This window comes from Paenibacillus sp. Root444D2 (genome assembly GCF_001426375.1).
In the GTDB taxonomy this organism is placed as follows: Bacteria; Bacillota; Bacilli; order Paenibacillales; family NBRC-103111; genus Paenibacillus_E.
Genome location: NZ_LMEO01000006.1, coordinates 93,401 through 119,641 on the forward strand (window position 1 = coordinate 93,401; position 26,241 = coordinate 119,641).

The following is a 26,241-nucleotide window of genomic DNA, read 5'->3' on the forward strand; positions in this document are numbered from 1 at the left end:
TTTTTGAGGAAATTCGTTCGTTCAGGGAGTGGTGCAGTGTCTGTCTATCTGATTCTCATTATTGTGCCGATTTTCCTATTTCAAGCTGTGCTCATTGATTTTGCAAGAATTAAGCTGGCTGAAAAAGAGACAGAATCAGCGGTCAAAGCTGCAGCGCGATCGGTTATGTCAGCTTATGATACAGAGCTGCAAGCGATGGGACTCTATGGTCTTGGCATTTCGCAGGATGAGACGGAGACGTTATTCCGCCAGGTTTTTGCAAGTAATTTATCAGGTCAAGTATCGAGAGGAGCATTTCATTATGTGGATACACGACCTGTAGAGAATGGCCTGCGTGTTACTCCGATGTACACATTAGCCAGTCATACGATTTTTGAACGGCAGGTGCTGGAGGATATGAAGATCAAGGCTCCCATCGAGTATACACTTGAGATTACCGATAAGTTTCGGAAAAGCGGGACGAAAGCCCCCTTTCACCTTGGGTCTCAGTTTTCTAAAGAAGCGGCGGAGCTTGAAAAACTCATTGATCAAAGAGAAAGCGCGTTAGATGAAGCTTGGCAGAGCAGTGAAGAGCTGACTGGAAAAATATCGAAGTATCATACTAATTATCAAAAACGCATCATCGAATTAGACGAATTAGCAGTCCAAATCGGCATTCATACTGCAGATGAAGTGAGAAGCGAAATCGTAGAAGTGAAAAATCAGTTGAGATCCATTCAAGATTCCATACGGGATCTGGATATGTCAATAGCAACGCTAAGCCAAGCTGGACCTGGCGCAGTGGCGAGCATACAATCCCTCGCAGCTTCTAAACAAGTATTAGGGTCTCAGGCACAGGTCATCGCCCAGAAGTTAAATGAGCTAGAAGCTTTGTTGCAACTGATAATTAAATACGCAGCACTCCTAGCTGCTACGAAGCTGGAGGTACCGGCTAACGGAAGAGAAATCCAGCTATTACAGCAATCAATTGAACCAGCTCTACGATTAGCAAAGCAGCGAAATGACGAGATACGTACGAAGTTAAATGGGATAGCTCAAAGTTCGGAAAGTGGAACTCAAGGTGGAACCTCTGGTGCATATGAAGTGTTTCAAAATGTTCCTGTTATGGGTGATGATTACTTCTACAGATATCAGACAGCCATAGCCAGCATAACTGCCTTATTTACTGCGTTCCAAGAAGTTATTAATTCCGTATATCTATATACGTCTGACAATACAAGCAGAGCAAACCTTGCGAATAATGCTTATTTTTCTGAATCTAGTGAATTTAATAAACTGCAAAGTGCTTTGGAAAAGACAAGAATGGACAAAAATGAGGCAACGGCAACGAATAAGCGTCAGCAAAAAAACAAGATACAAGCCATTTTGGATCAAGCTAAACAATCAATCGGTTCTTGCAGTTTGCCGAATACTCAGAGTAGTGACACTGAACTATACAATCGTCTTCAGGGGGATGCCGGACAAGCAGCGGGTGAGAAAAATTTGTACCAAAAGTATCGAGAAGCTAATGCTCAAGATACGATAATAGGCAGCGAGATTGCTTATGATTTAGAGAAACCAGAACCTGTAAGTTTAAAAGCGATGGGAATGCTCGAGGCGTTTAATAACGCGGCGGAATCGATGAGAAATGAGCTTTATGTGAATGAATTTGCCCTTACGAAATTTAATTACCGCACATATGGATTGGAAAAAGACCCTGCAGGCCAACCCAAATTGTCCAATGAACTGGTGGATCCAGGTTCGCATAAGTTGGCAAATCAAGAGGCGGAGTATCTGTTATATGGATTTTCTTCTTGCGTTGCTAATATTTCGTCCGCATATGCGGAAATGTTTTCATTCCGAATGGCGATCCGTACTGTAGAGGCGCTCCTTGATCCGAAAAAAGAGCTGCTCGGAATAGGCTCGCCCTTACTTGTGCTCTTGGCTGCTGCCGCGGAAGGCGCGCTAGAAGCTTTTCAAGACATGAATAAACTAACAAAAGGTGAAGCTGTAGAGTTATCTGCGAAAATCACTACATCAACTTTGAGTTTGACGTACAAAGACTATTTACGCATTTTTCTGCTTTTACACAGTAATAATACGAAACTTATGGCTAGAATGCAGGCACTTATCGAACTGGAAACAGGTAAGGATTTGGTTCAAGAAACGACGTATATTCAGGGAAATGGATCAAGCGAAGTGAGGTTGTGGTTTATACCGCAAATCATGAAGCTGCTAGATGGAACTGGGTTATTAGGGTGTAAAGTGCAAGGGAATCGGTGCCGGTTCAACAGTACTTCAGCTGTAGCTTATTGAAGAAAAAGGGGGCTGTTTATGCTTCGAAAGTTCCACCATGAGCAAAAAGGCGGCATGGTGCTGGAGGCTTCTTTAGTGCTGCCCTTCTTTTTAGCTTTTGTGATTGGTCTGATCATATGTATTCAGATTGCCGTATTAGAAATGGAGCTGCAAGCCGGGGTATCGGAAGCAACAAAGTCGGTTGCCGGTCAATTATACCCTGTACGGCTTCTTGTCCAAGAAGCCAAATCGAAATTTGATCATAGCCGTGCTGATGAAATGTTGACTTCAGTTGTAGATCGTGTACAAACGGCTCGAGATCAAGTGAAGAACACGGAGAATCTGGCAGATGAATATGCCGCTTACATTCCGAATTCACTCCTGGAGCTTGTTAAATGGGAAAAAGAAAAGCGTGAGTTAGGAGAGGGAAAGGCTCAAGCAGAACTGGACGAACTTTACGAGAGTCAAGTTAAGCCTCGCATTCATACGGCTTTCACACCGATTGTTTATGCATTTTGCAATCAAACAATCATGAAGAAAGAGAAATTTAAGGTCATTTCTGTGACCCTCCCGAGTATGGAAAGCGGTGGCAATGCTTTTTTTGGTATAGAAGCTCAAATGACCTACAAGCTTCCGCTGCCTTTTATAAGTCACACGATAATATTAAAGAAAAAGGCTGTTGAGCGGGCATGGGTAGGCGCCTAAGATTCTTAAAAACTTTAGGGAGGGACCTTTTTCCTTTGATTCATTTGATCTTATTTATACTTATAGCTATTGCATTTGTGATTGACGCACATAGATCACTGATCCCAAACAAGGTTACTTTCTGTGGAATAATGATTGGCTTTGTATACCACGCATTTACGGAGGGGTGGAGCGGTGTGTTTTTTGCTGGGATTGGTGCAATTACTGGGTTTACAGCTCTACTTTTACTTTATTTTTTTGGTGCTCTAGGTGCAGGTGATGTAAAGCTTTTTGCTGCAATTGGGGCGATAATGGGATTTGCATTCGTGCTTCAATCGATGCTGTATGCCATTCTATGTGCGGGATTTATAGGACTTATCTTGCTCTTTATCCGTAAACAGATGATAAATACAGGTCATAAACTTGCTGCGTGGCTAGTTTCTATTGTTGTTATACAAGATATGGGCAGTCTGCTAGGAATGAAACATCAAAAAAACATGAAATTTCCGTTTATGTATGCAGTTGTACCGGGCGTGGCATTGGCTTGGTATTATTCGTTTTTATGAGAGAGGTGAATCCATGACGCAAGAAGTTTTTGGACTTCGTTATGAATTTGTATATCGACATGGTCATTATATGGTGTTGTATAAGGAGGACGGTTTGGATTCTAAGACTCTTTCAACTCTACAGGTCAGGATGCTTGAAGCTAACGACGTGCCGAACCTTCTACCGTTAGAAATACAAGAGGTGGATTTCCGCATAAGTTTACTTTATAACTTGTCGGCCAAACGAATGCTGGCCCATGTTCTGAAGGTGGAGGAGTTATCTAAACAACATTTTGCAAAGCTCATGTATGCCATTGTTTGTGCAGTTGGAGAAAGTAAAAATTACATGCTTTTTGAATCAGGATACGTTTTGAAAGATAATTTCATCTTCATTGGCAGTGATTGGTCGGATGTATATCTGACTTATGTGCCGCTTGAACCAATTGATGTTGAAGATTCCGTCTTCAAGTCGCTTGAGTCTCTGATGAAACAACTCTCACAGAAATTGAACGATGATGATAGGGTCGTGGTGGTATCGTGGATGGAAACATTATCACGGAATCAGAGCTTGCAAGGATTTAAGGAGAATCTGCTAGCTCTGATGGACGAACAACCACTAGTGCAAGAAGCTTTTCAGATATCTAATCATGTTGATGAACATTCAACAGAAATACCTCTCAACATGCAATTGTCACCTGCAAAAGAAAATGGGTTGCCTAAGCCGCTTTGGAAGCGGGACGAAGGTCAGCAGCAAGTTCGGATAAACACCTCCATAGAGGAGTTACTGCAGCCCAATAATGTTCCGAAAATGAATAAAGAACAGGGCAATCCGGTATCTTTTATAGCTTTATCGGGACGGTCACGAACGATAGTCCTTACTGCTGTTATTTTGCTAATCGCATTTCTATGGCAGAATTATTTTACATACCCATCTACAGGTACTTTGCAAATAACCGCAGGAATTTCGATTTTACTCATGAATGTTTGGTTTATCATTCAATTTTTGGGATTACCTCGCTTTCAACGGCATGCAAAAGGGAGCACTGGTGTTAACCTGCCCATCTTCCCGGTTGCAGAGAAGCAGCTAGACCTAAACCAAGCAACTCCAACACCTGAACCGATAAATATCCAAAATTATTATGAGAATTTACATAAGCATACGACCTTGCTCAATCACAAAAAGCCAAACGCTACAGTTTTCCTCGGAAGGCTAATGAATCAACCATTAGGAGCCAGGATTGAATGGCAAACCGAAGGCAATACTAAAACTGTTCCACTGAATAAAGATCATTTTACAATGGGCAGAGGAGATGCAAGTTTGAAGGTTGATTATGTTTTGGAAGAAGCTGGAGCATCCAGAATACATGCTGAAATAATGAAGAATGAAGAGGGTTATGTGATTAAAGATACAGGATCAACGAATGGGACCTATTTAAATGGCGAACCATTGGTTACCTATCAATCCTACCCGTTGAAGGATGGAGACGAAATACGAATTGTAAGGCAGGAGATTAAATTTCGTTTGTGAGCCTTAAGGCAATATCACGATCATATGGCACAATTTACAGCGTCCCATGGGGGACGTTTTTTTGCATAGTTTTGGATAAAAGAGAATGAATGCGCTTCCCAGATGAATTTACCTATTCCTGTCTTGCATGAGCAGTGGTATAATAAGAAGTCGCGAGTATGTGCGATTATCTTCGAAATAGACAGGAGTTTGGAATTACGAGATGAGTCTTTTGACAATTGAAGATTTAAGCCATAGCTTTGGAGATCGTACGTTATTTAAAAATGTATCCTTCCGTCTGCTCGCTGGCGAGCGCGTCGGTATTGTTGGAGCTAATGGCGTGGGTAAATCCACGTTAATGAATATATTAACCGGAAAAGTTCTTAAAGATACAGGTAAGGTTGAATGGACGCCGCGCGTTCATTACGGATATTTGGACCAGCATTCCGTGTTAGAACCGGGCAAAACCATTCGCGATATTCTGCGCGATGCTTTTCTTCCTCTCTTTGAAGCGGAGAAGGAGATGATGGCGATAACCGAGAAAATGGGTGATGCCACACCGGAAGAACTTGAGGTTCTTCTGGAGCAAATGGGCGAAATTCAAGAGCGTTTGGATATCGGCGGTTTCTATATGCTAGATGTGAAAATCGAAGAAATGGGTAATGGTCTTGGCCTTAATGCCATTGGTTTAGACCGTGATGTTACTTCCCTTAGCGGTGGACAACGGACGAAGGTTCTTTTGGCTAAACTCCTTTTGGAGAAACCGACTGTTCTTCTCTTAGATGAGCCGACCAACTATCTGGACGTTGAACATATTGAATGGCTGAAAATGTACCTCAAAGATTATCCGTTTGCCTTTATGTTGATTTCACATGATACTGAATTCATGAATGAAGTCGTAAACGTGGTATACCACTTGGAATTCACGAAGCTAACTCGCTACACGGCGAATTACGAGAAATTCCTGGATATGGCTGAAATGAACAAAACACAGCATATTGACGCTTATGAAAAGCAGCAAGAGTACATTAAAAAACAAGAAGATTTCATTGCGCGTAATAAAGCGCGGGCGTCAACTTCAACCCGTGCCAAGAGCCGGGAAAAACAACTTGATAAGATTGACCGAATTGAGCGTCCGGAGACGGCAATGAAACCGACTTTTGTGTTCAAGGAATCGCGTTCAAGCAGCAGAGTTGTTTTTGAAGCAGAAAACTTGGAAATCGGTTATGATCGTCCTCTTTTACCGAAGATGAATGTAACGATTGAGCGCGGCGAGAAAATCGCTATTGTCGGATGCAACGGTGTAGGTAAATCTACACTTCTCAAAACGATTCTTGGTAAGCTGGAGCCTTTCAACGGTAAAACGTACCGTGGAGACTACTTGAGTCCTGCTTATTTTGAACAAGAGATTAAAGCTCCGAACATGACACCGATCGATGACGTATGGAACGAGTTCTCTTCGATGACTCAAAATGAGGTCAGAGGGGCACTTGCAAGGGTAGGGCTCAAAAATGAGCACATCACGCGTGCTATGAGTAAGCTTAGCGGTGGAGAACAATCGAAAGTAAGGCTCTGTAAACTTCTGATGAGAGAAAGCAATTGGTTGTTGTTCGATGAGCCTACGAACCATTTGGACGTTGTTGCCAAAGAAGAGCTTCAAAGGGCTTTGAAAGAATATAAAGGTACCGTACTGCTCGTTTGTCACGAACCTGAATTTTATGAAGGTTGGGTAACAAGAGTGTGGGACGTTGAAGAATGGTCTGCAAAAGTAACCAATTAGGGGGAAATCATTCATGTTAACTCACGTTGTGTTTTTTAAGCTCAAAGATCGCAGTCCGGAAGCGGTTGAAGTAACAAAGGCTGTACTTACGAACATGGAAGGTAAAATCCCGATCCTGCGGCATATTGAGGTTGGAATCGACATTTTGCATCTGGAACGTTCGTATGATATTGCTTTGATTACCAAATTTGATTCTTTAGAAGATCTCAAGGTATATGACACACATCCCGTTCATGAAGAAGTGAAGGCCCATATGAAGACAGTCCTTGATGGAACGTCCATTTGCGTTGATTTTGTAAGCTAATCTAGTTTGAAAAACATAGGGGAACAGTGTAGTATCACTAGAAGAGACTTGTTTGTGACTTATGTCACGGGCTTGCTTTAGAATCCTAGGCTGCACTGTTTTTTTTACCACATAACAAAAGTTTTCGGGTCACGAAAACCGCTTTATTATTGGCGATAAACCTAATATAGGGATCTTTGGTCGTAGACCAAAGTCTCTCCGCTATAGGGATCTTTGGTCGTAGACCAAAGTCTCTCCGCTATAGGGATCTTTGGTCGTAGACCGAAGTCTCTCACCTCTACACGCGGTCGCTTATCTTTGAAGGGCCTCGATAGAGGTTTTCCCAGTTGATAAGAAAGTATAAGTTTTTATACTTTTGCTTCGCATCAACCTTGACAAACGCGATCGTCCTTTAAGGACGACGAAGTCGTTTATCCTTGTGTCTTTAGAGGAAATCTAATAAATAGAAAAGGGAGGAATCCCGAGTGAAAACGAAGTTAAATAAAGCTTATATGAAAGAAATTCTAGAGCTGCTGCTGCGGACTCCAAGCCCAACAGGCTACACGCATCACATTATGCAAAGAGTTGAACAAGAAGTGAATAAGCTCGGATTTGAGCTTACATATACGAATAAGGGCTGCGGCATTGTAACGATTCCTGGTACCCGCCAAGATCGAGTCATTGGCATTTCTGCTCACGTGGATACACTTGGCGCTATGGTGCGTTCGATCAAAGATAATGGCACTTTGAAAATCACTTCATTGGGCGGCTTTATGATGGGCGCTATTGAAAATGAATACGTTCAAATTCATACGCGTGATGAACGCGTTTATGATGGGACTATTCTGACGTCGAGGCCATCTGTTCATGTCTATGAAGATGCCAGAGAGTATAAACGGGATGAAGCCAATATGGAAGTGCGTATTGATGAGCTTGTGAAGACCAAGAAAGAGGTACAAGATCTTGGCATTCGAGTGGGGGATTATATATCGTTCGATCCGCGCGTACAGGTGAAGGAAAATGGCTTCGTGAAGTCGCGTCATTTGGATGATAAAGCGAGTGTTGCTTCCTTATTTGGGCTATTAAAGCTGATCAAAGATGAGGGCTTGAAGCCTGAATTTACGATCAAGCTGTTCTTCTCCAATTATGAAGAGGTTGGTCATGGTTCTTCCTTTATCCCTGACGATATTACAGATTTTATTGCTGTAGATATGGGGGCCCTTGGTGATGACTTGAGTGGTAGCGAGCTTGATGTATCGATTTGCGCGAAGGATTCCTCAGGTCCTTATGATTATCAAATGACTTCGAAAATGATTGAGCTGGCCGAGAAGCTGGAAATCGGCTATGCGGTTGATATTTATCCGCGATACGGTTCAGATGCATCTGCCGCGCTTAGAGGTGGACGCGATATTCGTGCAGCGTTGGTGGGACCAGGTGTTCATGCGTCACATAGCATGGAAAGAACGCATATGGATGCTGTAGTAAACACAGCAGCTCTTCTTGCGGCCTATATCATGGAGCCGGCCCACGCATGAATATACTTAGTGCAGTCAATATAACCAAAACATTCGGCGACAAGGTGCTGTTCGATGATATTTCGTTCACGGTGAACGAGAAGCAGCGCATCGGTCTCATTGGCGTGAACGGAACAGGCAAGTCCACGCTGCTGAAGCTGCTGGCGGGGCTGGAAACAGCGGATCGCGGTAAGCTGGTGCACGCGAACCATTTCCGCGTGGAATACTTGCCGCAGAACCCGGAGTTCGATCCGAACTCTACGGTTCTAGAGCAAGTATTCCACGGCGATACACCGCTCATGAAGACGCTGCGCGACTATGAGCTTGCTCTTGCTGACTTGGAGCTGGACGCCTCCAACGAGAAGAAACAAACGCGACTGTTCAGCGCCCAGTCGCGTATGGATGAGCAAGGTGCCTGGGAAGCCAGCACCTTGGCCAAAACCGTGCTGATGAAGCTAGGCATCAGCGAGTTCGACAAGCCCGTCGGCCAGCTGTCCGGCGGTCAGCGCAAACGCGTTGCCATGGCGCGCGTTCTCATTCAGCCCGCCGATCTGCTCATCTTAGATGAGCCGACGAACCATATTGATAACGAGACGGCCATCTGGCTCGAGGAATTCCTTAGCAAATGGCGCGGAGCCTTGCTGCTCGTTACTCATGACCGGTACTTCTTAGAGCGGGTAACCACCCGCATTCTAGAGCTGGACCGGGGGAAGATCTACAGCTACGAGGGGAACTACGAGTGGTTCCTCGAGAAGAAGTCGGAGCGGATGGAGTCCGAAGCATCCAGCGAAGATAAGCGGCAGAATCTATTGCGCCGCGAGCTGGCTTGGCTCCGTCGCGGCGCGAAGGCGCGCACGACGAAACAGAAGGCGCGCATTGGGCGCGCCGAGGAATTGCGGGACCGCAAGGTGGATGGTCCCGGGGAGAAGCTTGACATGGCGCTGGCTGGCAGCCGTCTTGGCAAGAAGGTGATGGAGCTGGAAGAAGTCACCAAAGCTTTCGAGAGCGGGAAGCCGCTGCTGAGCGGCTTCAGCTACATCGTGATGCCGAGGGATCGCCTCGGCATCATCGGTCCGAACGGCAGCGGCAAATCGACGCTGCTGAACATGCTCGCCGGGCGTATTCAGCCCGATAGCGGGACGATCGAGACCGGCACGACCGTGAAGCTTGCCTACTACACGCAAGAGAATGTCGAGATGGATGAGAAGATGCGCGTCATCGAGTACATCAAGGAGGCTGCGGAGCAGATCCGCACAGCTGACGGAGAGACCATCTCGGCGTCGCAAATGCTCGAACGCTTCCTCTTTTCGCCAACCCTGCAGTGGTCGCCGATCGGAAAGCTCTCCGGCGGTGAACGGCGCAGACTTTATTTGCTCCGCACACTTATGGGAGAACCAAACGTACTGTTACTGGATGAGCCGACCAACGACTTGGATATCCAAACTTTGACCATACTGGAAGATTATCTGGATCAATTTCCTGGAGCCGTTATTACGGTTTCTCATGATCGATACTTTTTGGATCGTACGGTTTCGCATCTATTTGCATTTGACGGTAAAGGCCAGATCGAGCCATACATTGGCAACTACTCCGATTACTTGGAAGAGAAGCAGGAGCAGGCCGAAGCGGATCAGACTCGGAAAGAATTGATACGTAATGCAAGCTCTGCCAAGTCTAATGTTGGTTCCAACACAGCTGCAGCAGCCGTTATTAGCAGTCCTGCAGCAGTAGGGGGCACATCGAATGCGAACCGTCCTAAGAAGTTAACGTTCAAAGAACAGAAGGAATGGGACGAAATTGAGGGTACGATAGCTTCTCTGGAAGACAAAGCGGCTAGCTTGAAAAAGCAAATTGAAGCGGCAGGCAGCGACTTTGACCGTGTTCGCGAGCTGTATGAGCAAGAGCAGCAAACGGCAGTGGATCTGGAAGCAGCGATGGAGAGATGGACTTATTTATCCGAGTTGCTAGAGGAAATAGAACGAAACAAGTAGGAGAGACTTTATCTTCGATAAGGGATCCCAAAAAGGAGAGACTTCGCTCTTCGATAAGGGATCCCAAAAAGGAGAGACTTTAATCTTCGATAAGGGATCCCAACAAGGAGAGACTTTAATCTTCGATTAAAGATCCCTATATATGATATGATAGAACAAACTACTATAAAGGCAGGTATGTACTAAACATGATTAATGTTAATAACGTGACGCTTCGTTACGGCAAGAGAGCCCTATTCGAGGACGCCAATATCAAATTTACACCAGGTAACTGCTACGGACTAATCGGAGCAAATGGTGCCGGTAAATCAACTTTTCTGAAAATTCTTTCCGGTGAGATTGAGCCTAACACAGGCGAAGTCAACATAACACCTGGCGAGAGAATGGCTGTTTTGAAACAAAACCATTACGAGTTTGACGAAATCGATGTTTTGAAAACTGTCATGATGGGTCATGCTCGCTTATTTAAAATTATGGAAGAGAAAGATGCTTTGTATGCCAAAGCTGATTTTACAGAAGAAGATGGCATGAAAGCGGCTGATCTCGAAGGCGAATTCCAGGATCTAGATGGCTGGCAGGCGGAATCGGATGCAGCTGAGCTTCTCATCGGTCTCGGTATCCCGACTTCCATGCATGATACGAAAATGAAAGACCTTGATGGTAATGAGAAAGTACGTGTGCTCTTAGCACAAGCCTTGTTCGGCAATCCGAATATTTTGCTGCTGGATGAGCCTACCAACCATTTGAACTTAGAGTCCATTCGTTGGCTGGAGAACTTCCTTTCCCGCTTTGAAGGCACTGTTATCGTTGTATCCCATGATCGTCACTTCCTGAACCAAGTATGTACGCATATTGCGGATATTGATTTTGGAAAAATTCAAATGTATGTCGGGAACTACGACTGGTGGTATGAGTCCAGCCAACTGGCACTTCGTTTGACGAGAGACGCGAACAAGAAAACCGAAGAAAAACGTAAAGAGTTGGAAGCCTTTATCGCACGCTTTAGCGCGAATGCCTCCAAATCGAAGCAAGCTACATCCCGTAAAAAACAACTCGAGAAGCTTACTCTTGAAGATATCAGACCATCCAGCCGTAAATATCCGTTCATTCACTTCAAAGGTGAGCGTGAAGCGGGTAAGCAGCTGCTGGCTGTTGAGAAATTGTCCAAAACGATTGATGGCGTAAAAGTGTTAGACAACATCTCGTTTACCATTAATAAAGGGGATAAAGTTGCCTTTGTTGGTCCGGACGGCATCGCCAAAACGACGCTCTTCAAAATCCTGATGGGTGAAATGGAAGCGGATGAGGGTACGTACACATGGGGGATTACAACTTCCCAAGCTTACTTCCCTAAAGACAGCCAAGATTATTTCAACTCTGATTTAACTTTGGTGGATTGGCTTCGTCAATACTCCAAAGACCAAGATGAATCCTTCTTGCGCGGCTTCCTGGGGCGTATGTTGTTCTCAGGCGAAGAAGCACTGAAGAAAGCAAACGTTCTTTCGGGTGGAGAGAAAGTACGTTGCATGTTCTCCAAAATGATGCTAAGCGGAGCCAATGTCCTCATTCTTGATGAGCCTACGAACCATTTGGATTTGGAGTCCATTACTGCGCTTAACAATGGTCTTGTTGATTTCGACGGAACGATTCTTTTCGTCTCCCATGACCATCAGTTCATCCAAACGATTGCTACACGTATTATGGAAATCACGCCTAAAGGACTCATCGATAAAATGTTTACTTATGATGAATACCTAGAAAGCGAAGACGTACAAAAACAACGCGAAGCGCAATACGCGTAATGATAAATGAAAAGCGCCCTGACGTATTACTCTCAGGGCGCTTTTGCCTACGCAAAGCGACGTTTAGCTGCCGCCGGTACGACGGCGTTGATTGTTTACTTTTTTGGTCATTTGACTTTTTCCGCTTTGATTATTGTTTCCAGCTTGTTTCGGGTTTGCGCGTGCAGCGGCTTGATCCGCTTTCTTTTGGGCTAGTTTCTGCTTAATGGCATCAGCTAAACTAACTTTTTTTGGGCCTTGTTGTTCACCCAGCTGATCTTCAGGCTTGTCTGACATAGGAACACCTTCTTTACGTGGTATGCTTTTAGTATAATCGAATCTAACAAAAGATGAAAGAAGGTGTAGGAGATGTTTGATCCAACGATCTATGACAATATTAAGGTTGTGCTTGAAGGAGCCGTCTATGACTTGGATTTGGACGGTAAAATTATCATTACGCGGCGGCAAGATCAAGTTGATCTATCCTCGATGTCACGCACATATGCCATTGAATTTGCCCGTAAGATAGATAAACCAAGCAAAGCCGAAATTAACCTGCACGTTCATTTGAGTGATTTAGCAGCAGAAATTTTAGAAAATCCATCAGCTAAGCCAGGCTGTACGTTGACCATTAAGCTTTTTACCAAAGTTAAAAACCCAGATATCGAGTGCCCTTATATCGCAGAGCAATTAGGTGCCATTTGGGAGCAGCGTCCCCAAGTCGTTCAGCTGCTTTCTTATGAACATAGCCTACATCCAATTTCCTATCATAATCAAATCACATTATCCTTCGGACGCAAAGTAGATGAAAGTCAAATTGATGATTTCCCGCATCTCATCGCGTATGCCGTAGATAGTTTAGCTTGGTTGGATGAAAGAGGGAGCTAGTATGCAGGAATTAACGGAGCAGGTACTGCTAGAGCGAGTAAGCAGAACGCAAGAAGGTTCGTTTGCTGTTTTTCTATATACACCTTTTTGCGGTACATGCAAAGTGACGGAACGGATGTTAGACATCATTATGACAATGCTGCCTGCCTTACCGCTTGTAAAGTGCAATATTAACTTTCTTCCGCAAATTACTCGTGAATGGCAAATTAGTAGTGTACCGTGTATAGTCATCTTAGAACAGGGAAAAGAGAAAGAATTTATGTACCGCATGCAATCGGTGGATGAGCTGTATCGTAAACTGCTGCCACTTAATCGTATGTGAATTAGAAAAGACTGGAGTTGTTGACGAATGAGTAGTTTTCAAATAGGAGATCGCGTAACGGCTGAGTATAAAACAGGTGCTTATTTCGGTGAGGTTGTGGAGGTAAGCAGTTCGATGAAAGCGGCAGTTCGTATTCTGGCTGTAAAGGAGCACCCGACACAAGGAGATTTACATAACCCAATGGATCCGAGTGTAGCTTTTTTTCATCAACGACGGGCATTGTCTTATCAAGAAATTGCCTTAATGCCTATATCCACCATTCGTCCTTATGCAGGTCAGATTCCGGATTACCAAGATTCTCTGAAGAGAGCGCTACTCGCGCAAATTAGTAAGCTGTCGGAAATGGAAGCGTGGGCCCGACGCTCTCTGCAGGAGCTTGATCAGTTACAGAAAGAATATTTTCCAACGAAAGATTAAGAAACTTCCAGATACAATTTCGTGCCGTCGTTATATTTGAAAATGGCAACATCACCAATGATCTCGATCATCGAGATCATTTTTAATTTCTTGCGAAATTCAAAATTTAGTTCCAGTTCCTTAAGTTTACTCGATAACAATTCCATATGAGAACGTTTATGTGTGAAATTAAGCACGGGGATGGATTTGCTTTTGAATCTAATGGTTGATGCTTGCATGTTAAGCCCTCCTTCGAGTCTTCCTTTGGGAAAACTAACTTCTTACTTCTTACCCATTTCTTACTCTGGTCTACACATTAAGGATACATTTCAAATGTTAGATATGTTAGGGTCAAACTATTAAAAAAGTTTTAGCAATTTATTATATGTAAAGAATAGCTCTAGAGGGCCAGTTCCCTAAAGATTAATTTGAGCATAAAGATTGGCTGTTGCGAGGAAGGATAACCGCATTTATAATAAGAAAGATTGAAATCTAAACACGTTCTGGAGGATATAGAAATGACAGCTGGAAAACCAATTCGTATAGGTATTATAGGTTCCGGAAATATCGGAAATGTACATATGGAAGTGCTGAAGAAAGTGCCGGAGGCCGAAATCACCGCCGTCACGGATGTATATTTGCCACTTGCTGAAGCTAGAGCCAAAGAACATAACATTGAACGTGTTTATGAGAGTACGGACAAGCTGCTATCGGACCCATCTATAGATGCAGTAATTATTGCTGTGTCCAATGAATGGCATGCGCCTATCGCAGTACAAGCTCTAGAGGCTGGTAAGCACGTGATGCTCGAAAAGCCTATGGCTTTAAATCTTGCTTCTGCTAAACAAATTGTTGAAGCAGAGCGCAAAGCGGGTAAAGTCTTGATGATCCCGCACCAACTTAGATGGGATGCCTTGTCACTAGCTGTGAAACAACAGGTTGAGAAAGGTGCGCTTGGCCACATTTATCACGCAAAAGCAGGTTGGTTAAGACGCAAAGGGATTCCGGGCTGGGGAACTTGGTTTACCCAAATGGGGAAATCCGGCGGCGGTCCTTTGATTGATCTGGGTGTGCATATGTTGGATTTATCTTTATATTTGATGGGGAATCCGAAACCTGTATCGGTCTATGGAGCGACCTACGCTGAATTCGGACCACGTAAAAAAGGGATTGGATCCTGGGGGGCACCCAATTGGGATGGTCAATATGATGTGGAGGATTTGGCAACGGCTCTGATTAAATTTGACAATGGCGCTACTTTATCTCTTGATGTAAGTTGGGCAGCTCTCATTGAAACAGATAACCAACCTTATGTGCAGCTGCTTGGAAGCGAAGGCGGTGCCTCGATTCGTGGAACAAAAGGGAAGCTGTTCGCAGAAATGTTCGATCGCGAAGCTGACATTGACCTCACAGTGCCTGAATTCGATGAAGGACCGCGCGTCCGTATGGCGAGACATTTCTTGTCGTGCATTGAAAGCGGCTTACAGCCGTTAACATCCGTCATGACGGGTTATACGAACAACTTGATCTTGGATGCGATTTACCGTTCGTCGCAAACGGGTAATGAAGTGAAATTGGATTGGGACATCGAGTAGACAGGGGCTGCAGGAAGTGAACTGGGAGTTATTTAGTATTATCGGAACGATTGCATTCGCGGTGAGTGGAGCCATAGTTGCGATGGAAGAAGAATATGATATATTAGGCGTCTATGTACTCGGGCTTGTTACGGCTTTCGGCGGAGGGGTCATTCGAAACTTGTTGATCGGTAAACCAGTTGTCCTTTTATGGGAGCAAGGCTTATATTTCCAAATTGCCTTGTTTGCAATGACACTTGTGTTCTTTATGCCCGTTCGATTCATCCGATTATGGAAAACTTGGGAAGCTTTCTTTGATGCGATTGGTCTAGCTGCTTTTTCTATCCAAGGCGCTTTGTATGCGACGAATATGGGACATCCGCTCAGTGCCATTATTGTTGCCGCTGTACTGACGGGAATTGGCGGGGGGATGGTCCGGGATGTATTAGCTGGACGCAAGCCGCTCGTGCTCAAGGATGAAATTTATGCTGTCTGGGGCATGCTGGCTGGGGCACTTGTCGGACTAGGTTGGACGCAAGGCGCTTGGCAGTTAGCTGTGCTATTTTCACTAATTGTGATTCTGAGAATGCTATCGGTCTTTTATAAATGGAAACTGCCTAAACGTTCCTTACGGGGTTCCATAGGTGAGGCAACTCGCAGAGCTGACATGTAGTACCGTGTTATCTAAAGCTGGAAAGGAGGATGGTTAGCATGGAAACATCATTGTTACAGCAGCAAAAGATTTCAGCAGAGACGATTGCATCGCGGATTATTTCGGTGAAAGAATTGCTGCAAACGGAGCTTGACATGTATGAGGTGTCTAAGGATGTTGAAACAGGTGAACATTATCTCCATTATGCTTACATGCATCGAGATTTTACGAACACTGGTGAGCCGGAATCGTTTCATTATTTGCTGCCCATTGACAGCGATGATGTGCTCGGTTTGATATTTGGGGAGCAGGGTTATGCCTATCCAGAGCATTGGAACAAATCATTTTTGCGAAACGGTCCAGAGGGATTTTACATTTGGTTTGACCCATCACATGAATTGCAGCAATCAGAGGATGATGCTATTGCACAGGATTTGTTAAATAAGCTGAGAGCTTTTCGTGAAAATGGGAATGTAGACCCGGAAGCGGTTCGTAAGTTGCTTGAAGAACTGGATGAAACACGCAATAAAAAGGAATAGCCAGGATTGAATGCCTTAATCATATTTTTCTCCAAGAGCCCGCTTGCCGACGATTCGGCGGCGGGCTTTTTTGTTAAATAAGAAATTATATGTTTTGGGGTAGGGGCTGAGGCAATAGCTTCTCCCTATTTTTATTGGAGTCGTTCCTCAGTTTTGTGATTGGTTTTGATATTTTGGTTACCGATGTTGCATTTTCTACAACAATTCACAACCCAAAGGGCTATTTCGCAACTTGAAGTTGCAGTTTGTACAACAATTAGAACCCATTTGATACGAAATGGCCTATATAGGACCAAATTGTTGTACGTTATGCAACAACGAAGGGGGAAAGTCGAGATTTAAGGAGAATTGTTGCACTTTTTGCAACATCAGTCAACCGCGACTATGGATCCATTCATCTAACAACCTCAAGTGAGCACATACGTAGAAGGACACTGATTAAAGTCATCTCAATATAGAAGAAAATTGGACGGTGAATGAATTATTCGCTTGGAAAAAGTAAATTAGCCTGCCTAAAGTTTTAGAATTTACAACTTACACGGAGTTGGCAAGCGATTGGCTAAACATACACGTAATAATCGTTATTTGCTCTGCATCAACCTTTACAAACACTATCGACTAAGGACAGAGTAAGCTTGTTTTTTTGTTTAGTAAAAATCAGGATAAATGTCCATATTAACACCAATGGCTTTTGATTAGGAGAGGGGGGAGAAATCATGGATACAGAGTCCTACCGTTTTGCTAACTTTGGCACACGTGAAGATTTGCTGGAAGATCTGCGCAGCCTCGAGTCCCGCATGAAGGATGAACTGGGGTATGAGGTAGCCCTGATTGCTTACACGCAAGAAGATGATGGGAGTAACAAAAAGTAAAGTTTGAGCTATTAGAAGGGGGGCCTATATGAAAAAAACGATGTTCAAAATCGTGGTAACCGCTATACTCGTCGGCATGTCAGCAGGCTGTACAGCAGCGAGTCCAAAAAATCAAGCAGGCGCAAGCTCTGCCAACCCGAAAGCTGGCAGCTGGGATACAGCATTAAGAAACAATGAAAATCCTTCAATGGGTGCAAAGAGTGTCAATCAATCACCGCAGCCCACAATGCTTCAACCTACGATTGATAATGTGAAAGCACATATCAACTCGCATTTGCAGCTGAATCGGGATTTAGCGGATCAAATTATTCAAGCGGCACACTTAGGCTCTACTGCTGTTGCCGTAACTGATAACAATATTTATGTCGCTGTTGATATGGGGGGCATGCAAGCGATGGGCGCCGATGATGGCGTTAAAATGTTAACAAAAAATAACGACCCGGAAAACGAAGCAGGCTTGTTCGGCTCAGGGGTAGGGGCACAGATGGATTGGCTCTCGGCTAAACCGATTCCAGCGGAAAGTTCTAATGCCATTCGACATTTGTTAACGCGTATTTATCCGGAAACGAATATTTTCATCTCTTCGAACCCACATTTCGTGAATCGGATGATGTACTATGACACGCAGCAGCGAAATAATAAACGAATGGATACGTATTTGAATGAATTTAACACGATGGTCCAGTATGCGTTCCCAACCTATTCTTCGGGTCAAAGAAACGTTTTACCTTAAAGATGCTTAAAAAGACAAAGAGCGTAACTATTTCATAGTTGTTCCATAGTTGCTCTCCCTCAGCTGTCTGCTGGGGGTTTTGTCGTATATATTTGCGTTCACATCAAATGAAAGATTTCAAAAAGGAGCTCGACGATGATACCAGAAGCTGAATTTATGGTGCAAGGTATGTCTGAAAGAAAGTATGAGTAATCGGTATAAGGTCCGTGCTTATTGTAGTTCACGAGAATGTGATTATGTTCATAAGGAGGATGTGATCCAAGCGATTAACTTTGAAACCGCATACGGCTTAGCGCTGTATTATAATGATATTCCTTCCAAGCCGAGTTGTCCGAAATGCGGAGAATCGATGGCTTTTTATTCTCACTCGATTATTGATGAACCGTGGCTGCCCTGAAAAGCTTGACAAGCTAAGCTTCCCTGATAAATAGTAAGAGGACAAAAAGGATCAGGAGAGGACTGCCAAAGTCATGATGACAGACACGTTACCACAAGAAATACGTGAGCATATAGAGCAGAATAAACAGCAAAGACACACAGACTATACCCCAGAAGAACGTAAACTGATTGGAACTGCAGCTTTCGAAGCCCCTCGTGAAGACATTTTAACGGATACCTTGATTGCACTTTACTTGGGTAAAAATGTCTTGTTGAAGGGTCCGACAGGATCGGGTAAGACGAAGCTGGCTGAGCATGTTTCAGCGTTCTTTGATCAGCCCATGCATGCCGTAAACTGTTCAACGGATCTCGATGCTGAAGCTTTACTAGGATTCAAAACACTAACGCACGATGAGCAGGGTCGTACTCAGATTGCCTTCATTCCCGGTCCGATCATGAAGGCCATGACGAAGGGACACTTTCTATACATAGACGAAATTAATATGGCCAAGCCGGAAACATTACCATTGATCAACGGTGTTTTGGATCATCGCAGATCGATTACAAACCCTTTTACAGGGGATGTCATTACAGCACATCCGGACTTCCGGGTTATTGCAGCGATTAACGAAGGCTATATTGGAACAGTGCCGCTTAATGAAGCCTTGAAAAACCGATTTGTAACGATTGATGTTCCCTATTTGCAAGGTGAGACACTGCTTCAACTGTTGAAGAGCAAATCTATTTTACGGGATGAAAAGAAGTTAAGAACATTCGTACAGTTATCTGCCGATTTACTATCCCTTATTGAAATGGGGCAGCTGCCGGATGAAGCAGGTTCGATTCGAGCTTTACTGGATGCTTGCGATTTGACGACTTATATTCCTCCCATGCGGGCAGTTGCGCGGGCTATTGCTGATAAATTGGAGGATGAAAGGGAGCGTGCAGCCGTGATGAATGCGGCCGAGACGCTATTCTGAGCCTATGTTTGTAGGAAAGCTAAGCCTATTAGAGGATAAAATCGATGCGATGCTGCAAATGCAGCTTGTGGATCTGGCACGGATGTTCACTAAGCGTAAAGAACTTGAGGTAGAAGCAGCGTTCCACGCTGACTACGAGGAAGCTTCCGCTCGTATAACCGTGAGTCAGTTTTGGCGGGATTATCCTGCGGTCGATAAAACGGCAGGAATGAAGAGTGATGTTTACCTGCGCTGTATCGGTAGTGCATGGTTCACAGGAGCTGATGCGGTCAAGTCATATTTACTCTTTTGTCAAAGTGCAAGTTTCCCGAAGTTGGCTAATTCGCTCTTTGCTTTATGTGAGGATATGCGATTAGAGCGCATTTGTCGAGCTCGCAGACCGGGGACCGCCCGCGTATTCGCACATCGGCATCGCATATTGAGAGTCTATTTTCAACATAAGCTGCGCACACACCTGAGCAAAGGCGAGATGGCAGATGCTGTTCTTTTATTCGTCTATGGTTGGTTTACTGGTGTGGAATGGCATGCAGGCTTGGTGGATGCTGGTGCTGGACTTTCTGGCCGGTTAGCTCAGCTTTATCCGATTTTGGAGCAGATTGAGGAAGCAGCACATACCGCTGAGGTTGCCGCTTGCTGCGAGGCGATGATGGACTCGCTGTCTTATTGGCTAGACAGAGATGCGACAGCCGCCTATTTCTGGATGCAGCCGGGCAGCGGAGTGACGGAGCCGCTGCTAGCAGGGTATAAGGGCGAGCTGAAGCGCGCGAAGCGGCTCGCGAATGATGATGTGCTTCCCGAGCAAGAGGGGGAGCGTCAATTGCCGGGCCAGGAGCATATGCCGACCTGGCACCGCGAGAGCAGCGACCGCAGCCCGGGGCTGCTGCGGTTCGAGCTGGAGCGCGGCTCGCGCACAGCCGCGCAGGGGTCTGCGCCCCGCGAGGGCGACGCGGCCGATCAGGCGCTCGCCATCGCCCAAGGGCGCTCGGTGCGCGCTAAGCGCACTGGCGCCGCCTCCGGCGAGCGGCGCGAGGGTGCTGCCGTGCCCGCCGCCGCGGGGCACGGAGAGGGCGCAGTCGCCGCGTATGCGACGGCGAAGTGGCTGGCGCCTGAACGGCCGACTGCGGCGCAGGAGGCCGGGTACAGGCGCCTGAGCGAGCGCGCAGCGCCGCTCGCGAAGCCCTTGCAGCGCGCCATTCGGCGCACGCTGGAGCAGAAACGGATCGCCCCGCACGGCGATCGGTTGTTCGGGCGGCTCGACAAGCGGCTAACGCGAGCCGTGACGCAAGAGATGCCGCGCCTCTTCTATAAGAAGCGCGCGCCCGTACCCCAGCTCGACGCGGCGTTTGCGCTGCTCGTCGACTGCTCAGCGTCCATGTATGACAAAATGGACGAAACCAAGCTCGGTCTCGTGCTCTTCCACGAGACCCTCCGTGACCTTCGAATCCCGCACGAAATCGTGGGCTTCTGGGAGGACGCGGACCGCGTCACGGAGCAGGAAGCGCCGAACCTGTTCCAGGTTGCGGTCGACTTCGGATCCTCCTTAGCGTCCGGAAGCGGCGCGGCTCTGATGCAGCTTGAGCCGCAGCAGGACAACCGCGACGGCTTCGCGATTCGCCGCATGACGGAGCGGCTGCTGCGGCGCACAGAACGGCAGCGCATCCTCTTGGTGTTCTCGGATGGGGAGCCTTCGGCAGCCAATTACAATGATGTCGGTATCCTCGACACCTATGAAGCCGTGCTGCACGCTCGGCGTCAAGGTATTGAGGTCATCAGTATTTTTCTGGCCAGTGGCGTTGTTCACGAAACGGAACGTATAGCTATGCGCAATATGTATGGGCGCAGCAGTATTGTCGTCCCCAATGTGGAGGAGCTCGCCGAGCAGTTGGTGCCCATTTTGCGTAAACTTCTGCTCAAATCTATCTTTTAATGTCGAAATCCTTTACAATAGATCAGGGTATTTTTAAGTTTATTGCGGATGAAATGCCCTGCTTATCGCCATTATCTTTTTCTTTACTTACATACATGTTAACCAATTATTAGCTAATTTCGACATAACATAAGGGGGATTTCATTTCATGTACGGAGCACCATTATCGAACAAAGCCAAGAAAATTATGCTGCTTGGATCCGGAGAACTTGGGAAAGAAGTTGTTATCGAAGCGCAGCGCCTGGGGATTGAAACAATCGCTGTTGACCGTTACGCGAATGCACCAGCTATGCAAGTAGCACATCGCAGTCATGTCATTAATATGCTCGATGGAGAGCAGCTTAGAGCTTTAATTGAGCAAGAACGTCCGGATCTTATCGTACCTGAAATTGAAGCTATCGCTACGCCTGTTCTTGTTGAGCTTGAGAAGGAGGGCTACCGTGTCATTCCTACGGCAACAGCTTCCCGTTTGACGATGGACCGCGAGGGGATTCGTCGCCTTGCTTCAGAAACATTAGAGCTGCGGACAGCTAAGTATGCTTTTGCTAATAGCCTAGAAGAATTGCATGCTGCTGTTGCGGAGATTGGTACACCATGTGTCATTAAGCCGATCATGAGCTCCTCGGGTAAAGGTCAAAGTGTATGCCGCACACCTGAAAATGTGGAACAATCGTGGAACATCGCCATGGAAGGTGGCCGCGCGAAAAACGCTCGTGTGATTGTAGAAGAATTCATTCATTTTGAATCAGAGATTACGCTGTTGACTGTTCGATCAGTTTCTGGCACAACCTATTGTGAGCCAATTGGTCACATTCAAAAGGATGGAGATTACATCGAATCGTGGCAGCCTCATGCAATGACGGAACAGCAAATTTTAGACGCCCAGCACATGGCCAAAACCATTACGGATGCACTCGGAGGCTTCGGACTTTATGGGGTTGAGCTGTTCCTGACCAAGGAAGGCGTTTATTTCAGTGAAGTATCGCCGCGACCGCATGATACAGGCATGGTTACGATGGCAACGCAGGATTTGAGCGAGTTCGCCCTGCATGCTAGAGCAATTCTGGGGCTGCCTATTACAGGTATTCGTCTTTTGACGCCGGGTGCTAGCTATACCCTTAAAGCGGATCGTGAACAGGTAGAGTATACAATTAGCGGGTTAGAGCAAGCTTTATCCGTACCCAATACACAGGTTCGCGTCTTTGGTAAGCCGGAGACGAAAGTGGGACGCCGCATGGCAGTTGCGCTGAGCAGTGCAGATACGGTAGAAGAAGCGCGAAGCCTTGCGAAGCAAGCAGCTGGCCTGCTTAAACTAAACTACGAATAAGATTAAATGATCCAAGTCAAAAGTCATCATCAGGAGGAAATCACAATGGAAGCAAAACCAGCAAGACTTTCCCGAACCGTGCTGACAGAAATCATTTTGCCGGCAGACACGAATTATCATAATACCGTGTTTGGCGGCCGTGTAATGCAATATATAGATAAGGTAGCAACGATTGCCTCGATGCGTCATTCGCGCAGAGGTGTCGTAACAGCATCTAGTGATAGCTTGGATTTCTTCGCCCCTGTCAAACTAGGTGAGGCTATTCAATTAGAGGCATTTGTTACGTGGACCCATCGAAGTTCGATGGAGGTATATGTGAAAATCGAGTCGGAGAACCTTCTGACAGGCGAAAAGAAGCGTACTGCGACGGCCTACCTAACCTTTGTGGCGTTAGATGACAACGGACAACCGTGTCCTGTGCCGGAAATCATACCTGAAACGGATGAAGAAAAACGCCTATTCGAAACAGCAGAAACTCGATTTGCCGCGCGTAAGCTTCGCAAAGAAGAGCGTAATTTGAACATGTAGTCTTTTTGATTGAGAGCACATATGTCCCTGAAGCGTCGGGCAGTTCCTTACAAGGAACTGTCCTTTTTGTATGCTAGGAAGAAAAAACTTTGACTACCTTAGCCATCGCTATGTATTGTGGTATAATATGCCATAAACAATGATTTGAAGGAGTGAGGACGATAGAACACTATTTGTTCAAACAGCTGGCTTTCGTGAGGGGCCAAACCTTAAAATTGATGGATGGAATTACCGAGGAAACCGCCGACCGAATCCCTGATGGTTTTCGAAATACGATCCGTTGGCAGCTAGGACAGATTTATGTTGTGCTTGAAAGGTTCGCATTTCAATATATGGGTCTACCGCTTCGTTTGCCAGAAGGGTTCAAGGAGCAGTTTGAGTATGGTACCACGCCTTTAAACAGGCCCAACTCCATTGCCGTTCCTACCTTGCCAGAGTTGGAGAGCTTGCTAAAAAATCAGCAAGAGCGGATACGTGATGTGCTTGATCTTCGTTTGCAGGAGAAGATTGTTCCACCTTATACTACCTCCGCCGGAATGACGTTGGAAACGTCTGAGCAATTTCTTAGTTTTAATTTGTACCATGAAGGCATGCATATTAGTGTTATTAAACTTTATAAAATTTTATTACGAGATTCATAGTCAAGGTAATAGTAAAGCCGCATGTTGCTTAAGTGACGTGCGCTTTTTTGTGCACATTTTTAAGTTAGTAGGATTCATCGGGACAGATACTCCAAGGGGGTGCTGTCCATTTTTTATTTGCTTTTTGTATGAAATAGAGGGATATTTTGGGATTTATTGAATTAAAGAAAGAAGCGATAATTTCTTTTGAACGAAAGAGTTACTCTGTCTATTAAAAATTAATGAAGGAGAGGATTATACATGGATAAAGTGATTAATTATTATAATAGATTTGACGAATGGGGCCGTCTTGATAGAGAGCCTATTGATTCATTGTTAACTGGCACCATATAACGAGTTTGCTGCCGCAAAAAGGGCACATCTTAGATAACGGAGCTGGACCGGGTAAATACTCAGTTGAATTAGCGAAATGTGGTTATGATGTTACACTAACGGATCTTACTCCAAGATTAGTGGAAATAGCTGGTGAGAAGGCAGTCGAATTGAATGTAGAGGAATATTTCCAAGGTTTTCATATTGCTGATGCAAGAAATTTAGACATTTTCAATGATGAGCAATTTGATGCCTCTTTAATGTTGGGACCTTTATATCATTTACAGACACCAGCAGATCGAGACTCAGCCGTACAAGAATTGCATCGAGTTACTAAGCGGGATGGTAATGTATTTGTCGCGTTTATGACAAGGATACGGCATTTAACGACTTCCTTATTATTTCCTCAACATTGGAAACCGAATGATAACATAGAGGATATAAACTCATTTTTAGAAACCGGTATATTTAATCATAAAGACGAAGGAAGATTCACGGGGGCTTATTATTTTAACATAGAGGACATTAATCCTTTCATGGAATCTCATGGCTTTGAAAGCCTCAAATTGATTGGGTCATCTAGTATAGCTGGTTCATTCAAGTCAGAACAATTTGAATATTGGCATTCTCGTGGCGAAGATGAGTTTCAACAAGTAATGAATATGATTTACAAAGAATCTGAGAATCCTCACCTATTAGGAGTGTCTTCACATTTATTGTATATCGGTCGAAGAAAGTAGATGATATAACTATGGGGTACATAATGGATTTAAGAAAGATCGTTGGAACAAGACCTTTAATTATGGCCGGTGCCTGTGTCGTCGTTTTTCATAATAACACCATTTTATTTGAGAGAAGAACTGATAATGGCATGTGGGGATTGCCAGGAGGATCCTTAGAGCCAGGGGAAACAATGGAACAGGTAGCAAAAAGAGAGTTATTTGAAGAAACGGGTTTACAAGCCAAGAAGTTTGAATTATTAGATGTATTTTCAGGTCAAGAGCTATATTACAAATATCCACACGGTGATGAGGTCTATAACGTAGTGGCTGCATTTATATGTAAAGAATTTGATGGGGTTATCCATAACGACGAGTTAGAAGTAGCGGAAATTAGATTTTTTGCATTAGAAGAGATACCTGACAATATTAGTCCTCCAGATAAACCAATACTACATGCTTTTTTAAAGAGATAGTAAATCTAGAGCAAAGATCAGGAGCTTTAATGACTAGGAGCCAAAAATGAGAAAAATATTAGTAACACTTTTTGTATTATTCATAATCACGACAGGATTAAATATTACAGATAATGAAGTCTATGCATGTAGTTGTGTAGGTGGCAGCATTACTGAAAAGTTAGAACGATCAGATGCCGTTTTTGCAGGGCGTGTAATAAAAGTTGGTGGAACTAAGAACGGTGATATAGGAAAACTTAGAAAGTATACCTTTGAGGTAAATAATGCTTGGAAAGGACAAATAACTAAAAATATTTCAATTTATAGTTATGATGGTGACGGAGCTTCATGTGGATACAAATTCAAGGGTAATGAATCTTATTTGGTATATTCATACTTAGGAAATGATGGTGCATTAGAAACTAATTTTTGTACAGGAAATACGGAATATCAGAGTGCCAAGAGTGAACTAGGCTTATTAGGTCAAGAAATAGAGGTCAAAAATAATAGTACAATTGAAAACGAAAAAGAAGGAAGATTTTGGGCATTTATGTATATGAGTAGGGGGCTACTTGCACTCGTTTTAATTCTTTTAGTTTACAGGCAAGTTAAATCAAGGCGTTAATATAGCTGTGTTCT

General features: G+C 44.7%; 27 protein-coding genes. 25 read left to right on the forward strand and 2 right to left on the reverse strand.

Translation table 11 applies throughout. The annotated features are described in order from the left end of the window. Positions 1-3: 3 nt before the first annotated feature. From ASD40_RS05775 to ASD40_RS05815, 9 genes are all read left to right on the forward strand, one after another. Positions 4-2,295: a hypothetical protein gene (locus tag ASD40_RS05775; protein WP_057302382.1), complete on the forward strand. Its 2,292-nt coding sequence runs from the start codon at positions 4-6 to the stop codon at positions 2,293-2,295. Between the two features lie 18 nt (positions 2,296-2,313). Continuing rightward, the gene (locus tag ASD40_RS05780; protein ID WP_057302383.1) at positions 2,314-2,979 is read left to right on the forward strand and encodes a TadE/TadG family type IV pilus assembly protein; all 666 of its coding nucleotides are present in this window, start codon (positions 2,314-2,316) and stop codon (positions 2,977-2,979) included. Positions 2,980-3,014: 35 nt separating this feature from the next. Further along, positions 3,015-3,524 carry an A24 family peptidase gene (locus ASD40_RS05785; RefSeq protein ID WP_057302384.1) on the forward strand — a complete coding sequence of 170 codons (510 nt, stop codon included), beginning with the start codon at positions 3,015-3,017 and terminating at the stop codon, positions 3,522-3,524. Between the two features lie 13 nt (positions 3,525-3,537). Continuing rightward, positions 3,538-5,031, forward strand: coding sequence for a DUF6382 domain-containing protein (locus tag ASD40_RS05790; RefSeq protein ID WP_057302385.1), 1,494 nt, complete (start codon positions 3,538-3,540; stop codon positions 5,029-5,031). 202 nt (positions 5,032-5,233) lie between these two features. Further along, complete coding sequence (locus ASD40_RS05795; protein WP_057302386.1) at positions 5,234-6,790, forward strand: ABC-F family ATP-binding cassette domain-containing protein; 1,557 nt, start codon at positions 5,234-5,236, stop codon at positions 6,788-6,790. A 13-nt stretch (positions 6,791-6,803) separates the two neighbouring features. Next, entirely contained in the window at positions 6,804-7,094 is a 291-nt protein-coding gene (locus ASD40_RS05800; protein ID WP_057302387.1) for a Dabb family protein, read from the forward strand. Positions 7,095-7,558: 464 nt separating this feature from the next. Next, entirely contained in the window at positions 7,559-8,608 is a 1,050-nt protein-coding gene (locus tag ASD40_RS05805) for a M42 family metallopeptidase (protein WP_235549179.1), read from the forward strand. Continuing rightward, positions 8,605-10,578 (forward strand): ABC-F family ATP-binding cassette domain-containing protein, encoded by a 1,974-nt coding sequence (locus ASD40_RS05810; protein WP_057302388.1) that lies wholly within the window; start codon positions 8,605-8,607, stop codon positions 10,576-10,578. Before ASD40_RS05805 ends, ASD40_RS05810 begins: the two co-directional genes overlap by 4 nt. 188 nt (positions 10,579-10,766) lie before the next feature. Further along, complete coding sequence (locus tag ASD40_RS05815; RefSeq protein WP_057302389.1) at positions 10,767-12,380, forward strand: ABC-F family ATP-binding cassette domain-containing protein; 1,614 nt, start codon at positions 10,767-10,769, stop codon at positions 12,378-12,380. 63 nt (positions 12,381-12,443) lie between these two features. Here the strand turns inward: ASD40_RS05815 and ASD40_RS05820 are convergent, their stop codons facing one another. Then, on the reverse strand, positions 12,444-12,656 hold the full coding sequence (locus tag ASD40_RS05820; RefSeq protein WP_051253490.1) for a hypothetical protein: 213 nt from the start codon (positions 12,654-12,656) through the stop codon (positions 12,444-12,446). 72 nt (positions 12,657-12,728) lie between these two features. Between ASD40_RS05820 and ASD40_RS05825 the strand changes: the two genes are divergently transcribed. Genes ASD40_RS05825 through ASD40_RS05835 form a run of 3 tightly spaced genes read left to right on the forward strand, consistent with a single transcriptional unit; the run spans position 12,729 to position 13,986 of the window. Then, positions 12,729-13,247 carry a hypothetical protein gene (locus ASD40_RS05825; protein WP_057302390.1) on the forward strand — a complete coding sequence of 173 codons (519 nt, stop codon included), beginning with the start codon at positions 12,729-12,731 and terminating at the stop codon, positions 13,245-13,247. Between the two features lies 1 nt (position 13,248). Further along, entirely contained in the window at positions 13,249-13,569 is a 321-nt protein-coding gene (locus ASD40_RS05830) for a thioredoxin family protein (RefSeq protein WP_057302391.1), read from the forward strand. A 27-nt stretch (positions 13,570-13,596) separates the two neighbouring features. Further along, a complete protein-coding gene (locus ASD40_RS05835) occupies positions 13,597-13,986 on the forward strand; it encodes a kinase-associated lipoprotein B (RefSeq protein WP_057302392.1) in 390 nt (129 codons plus the stop codon). On the opposite strand, the gene ASD40_RS05840 is transcribed toward ASD40_RS05835, so the two are convergent. Beyond that, on the reverse strand, positions 13,983-14,204 hold the full coding sequence (locus ASD40_RS05840; protein ID WP_057302393.1) for a hypothetical protein: 222 nt from the start codon (positions 14,202-14,204) through the stop codon (positions 13,983-13,985). The genes ASD40_RS05835 and ASD40_RS05840 overlap by 4 nt on opposite strands. Before the next feature lie 279 nt (positions 14,205-14,483). On the opposite strand from ASD40_RS05840, the gene ASD40_RS05845 reads away from it, so the two are divergent. From ASD40_RS05845 to ASD40_RS05905, 13 genes are all read left to right on the forward strand, one after another. Next, positions 14,484-15,560, forward strand: coding sequence for a Gfo/Idh/MocA family protein (locus ASD40_RS05845; protein WP_057302394.1), 1,077 nt, complete (start codon positions 14,484-14,486; stop codon positions 15,558-15,560). Between the two features lie 16 nt (positions 15,561-15,576). After that, complete coding sequence (locus ASD40_RS05850; protein ID WP_057302395.1) at positions 15,577-16,212, forward strand: trimeric intracellular cation channel family protein; 636 nt, start codon at positions 15,577-15,579, stop codon at positions 16,210-16,212. 38 nt (positions 16,213-16,250) lie between these two features. Next, entirely contained in the window at positions 16,251-16,730 is a 480-nt protein-coding gene (locus tag ASD40_RS05855) for a hypothetical protein (protein ID WP_156389907.1), read from the forward strand. Positions 16,731-17,446: 716 nt separating this feature from the next. After that, a complete protein-coding gene (locus tag ASD40_RS37070) occupies positions 17,447-17,602 on the forward strand; it encodes a hypothetical protein (protein WP_156389908.1) in 156 nt (51 codons plus the stop codon). A 28-nt stretch (positions 17,603-17,630) separates the two neighbouring features. Then, on the forward strand, positions 17,631-18,335 hold the full coding sequence (locus ASD40_RS05860; protein WP_057302397.1) for a hypothetical protein: 705 nt from the start codon (positions 17,631-17,633) through the stop codon (positions 18,333-18,335). A gap of 470 nt (positions 18,336-18,805) precedes the next feature. Next, on the forward strand, positions 18,806-19,693 hold the full coding sequence (locus tag ASD40_RS05870) for an ATP-binding protein (protein ID WP_057302398.1): 888 nt from the start codon (positions 18,806-18,808) through the stop codon (positions 19,691-19,693). Between the two features lie 49 nt (positions 19,694-19,742). Then, the gene (locus ASD40_RS05875) at positions 19,743-21,620 is read left to right on the forward strand and encodes a nitric oxide reductase activation protein NorD (RefSeq protein ID WP_235549180.1); all 1,878 of its coding nucleotides are present in this window, start codon (positions 19,743-19,745) and stop codon (positions 21,618-21,620) included. Positions 21,621-21,768: 148 nt separating this feature from the next. Beyond that, positions 21,769-22,947 (forward strand): formate-dependent phosphoribosylglycinamide formyltransferase, encoded by a 1,179-nt coding sequence (purT, locus tag ASD40_RS05880; protein WP_057302399.1) that lies wholly within the window; start codon positions 21,769-21,771, stop codon positions 22,945-22,947. Positions 22,948-22,992: 45 nt separating this feature from the next. Continuing rightward, positions 22,993-23,475, forward strand: coding sequence for an acyl-CoA thioesterase (locus ASD40_RS05885; RefSeq protein WP_029195928.1), 483 nt, complete (start codon positions 22,993-22,995; stop codon positions 23,473-23,475). 194 nt (positions 23,476-23,669) lie between these two features. Continuing rightward, the gene (locus tag ASD40_RS05890; RefSeq protein WP_268795874.1) at positions 23,670-24,116 is read left to right on the forward strand and encodes a DinB family protein; all 447 of its coding nucleotides are present in this window, start codon (positions 23,670-23,672) and stop codon (positions 24,114-24,116) included. Positions 24,117-24,454: 338 nt separating this feature from the next. Further along, on the forward strand, positions 24,455-25,168 hold the full coding sequence (locus tag ASD40_RS05895) for a class I SAM-dependent methyltransferase (protein WP_327205277.1): 714 nt from the start codon (positions 24,455-24,457) through the stop codon (positions 25,166-25,168). Between the two features lie 11 nt (positions 25,169-25,179). Further along, positions 25,180-25,623, forward strand: a complete 444-nt coding sequence (locus ASD40_RS05900; RefSeq protein WP_057302401.1) for an NUDIX hydrolase — start codon at positions 25,180-25,182, stop codon at positions 25,621-25,623. 46 nt (positions 25,624-25,669) lie between these two features. Further along, positions 25,670-26,227, forward strand: a complete 558-nt coding sequence (locus ASD40_RS05905) for a hypothetical protein (protein ID WP_057302402.1) — start codon at positions 25,670-25,672, stop codon at positions 26,225-26,227. Positions 26,228-26,241: the final 14 nt, after the last annotated feature.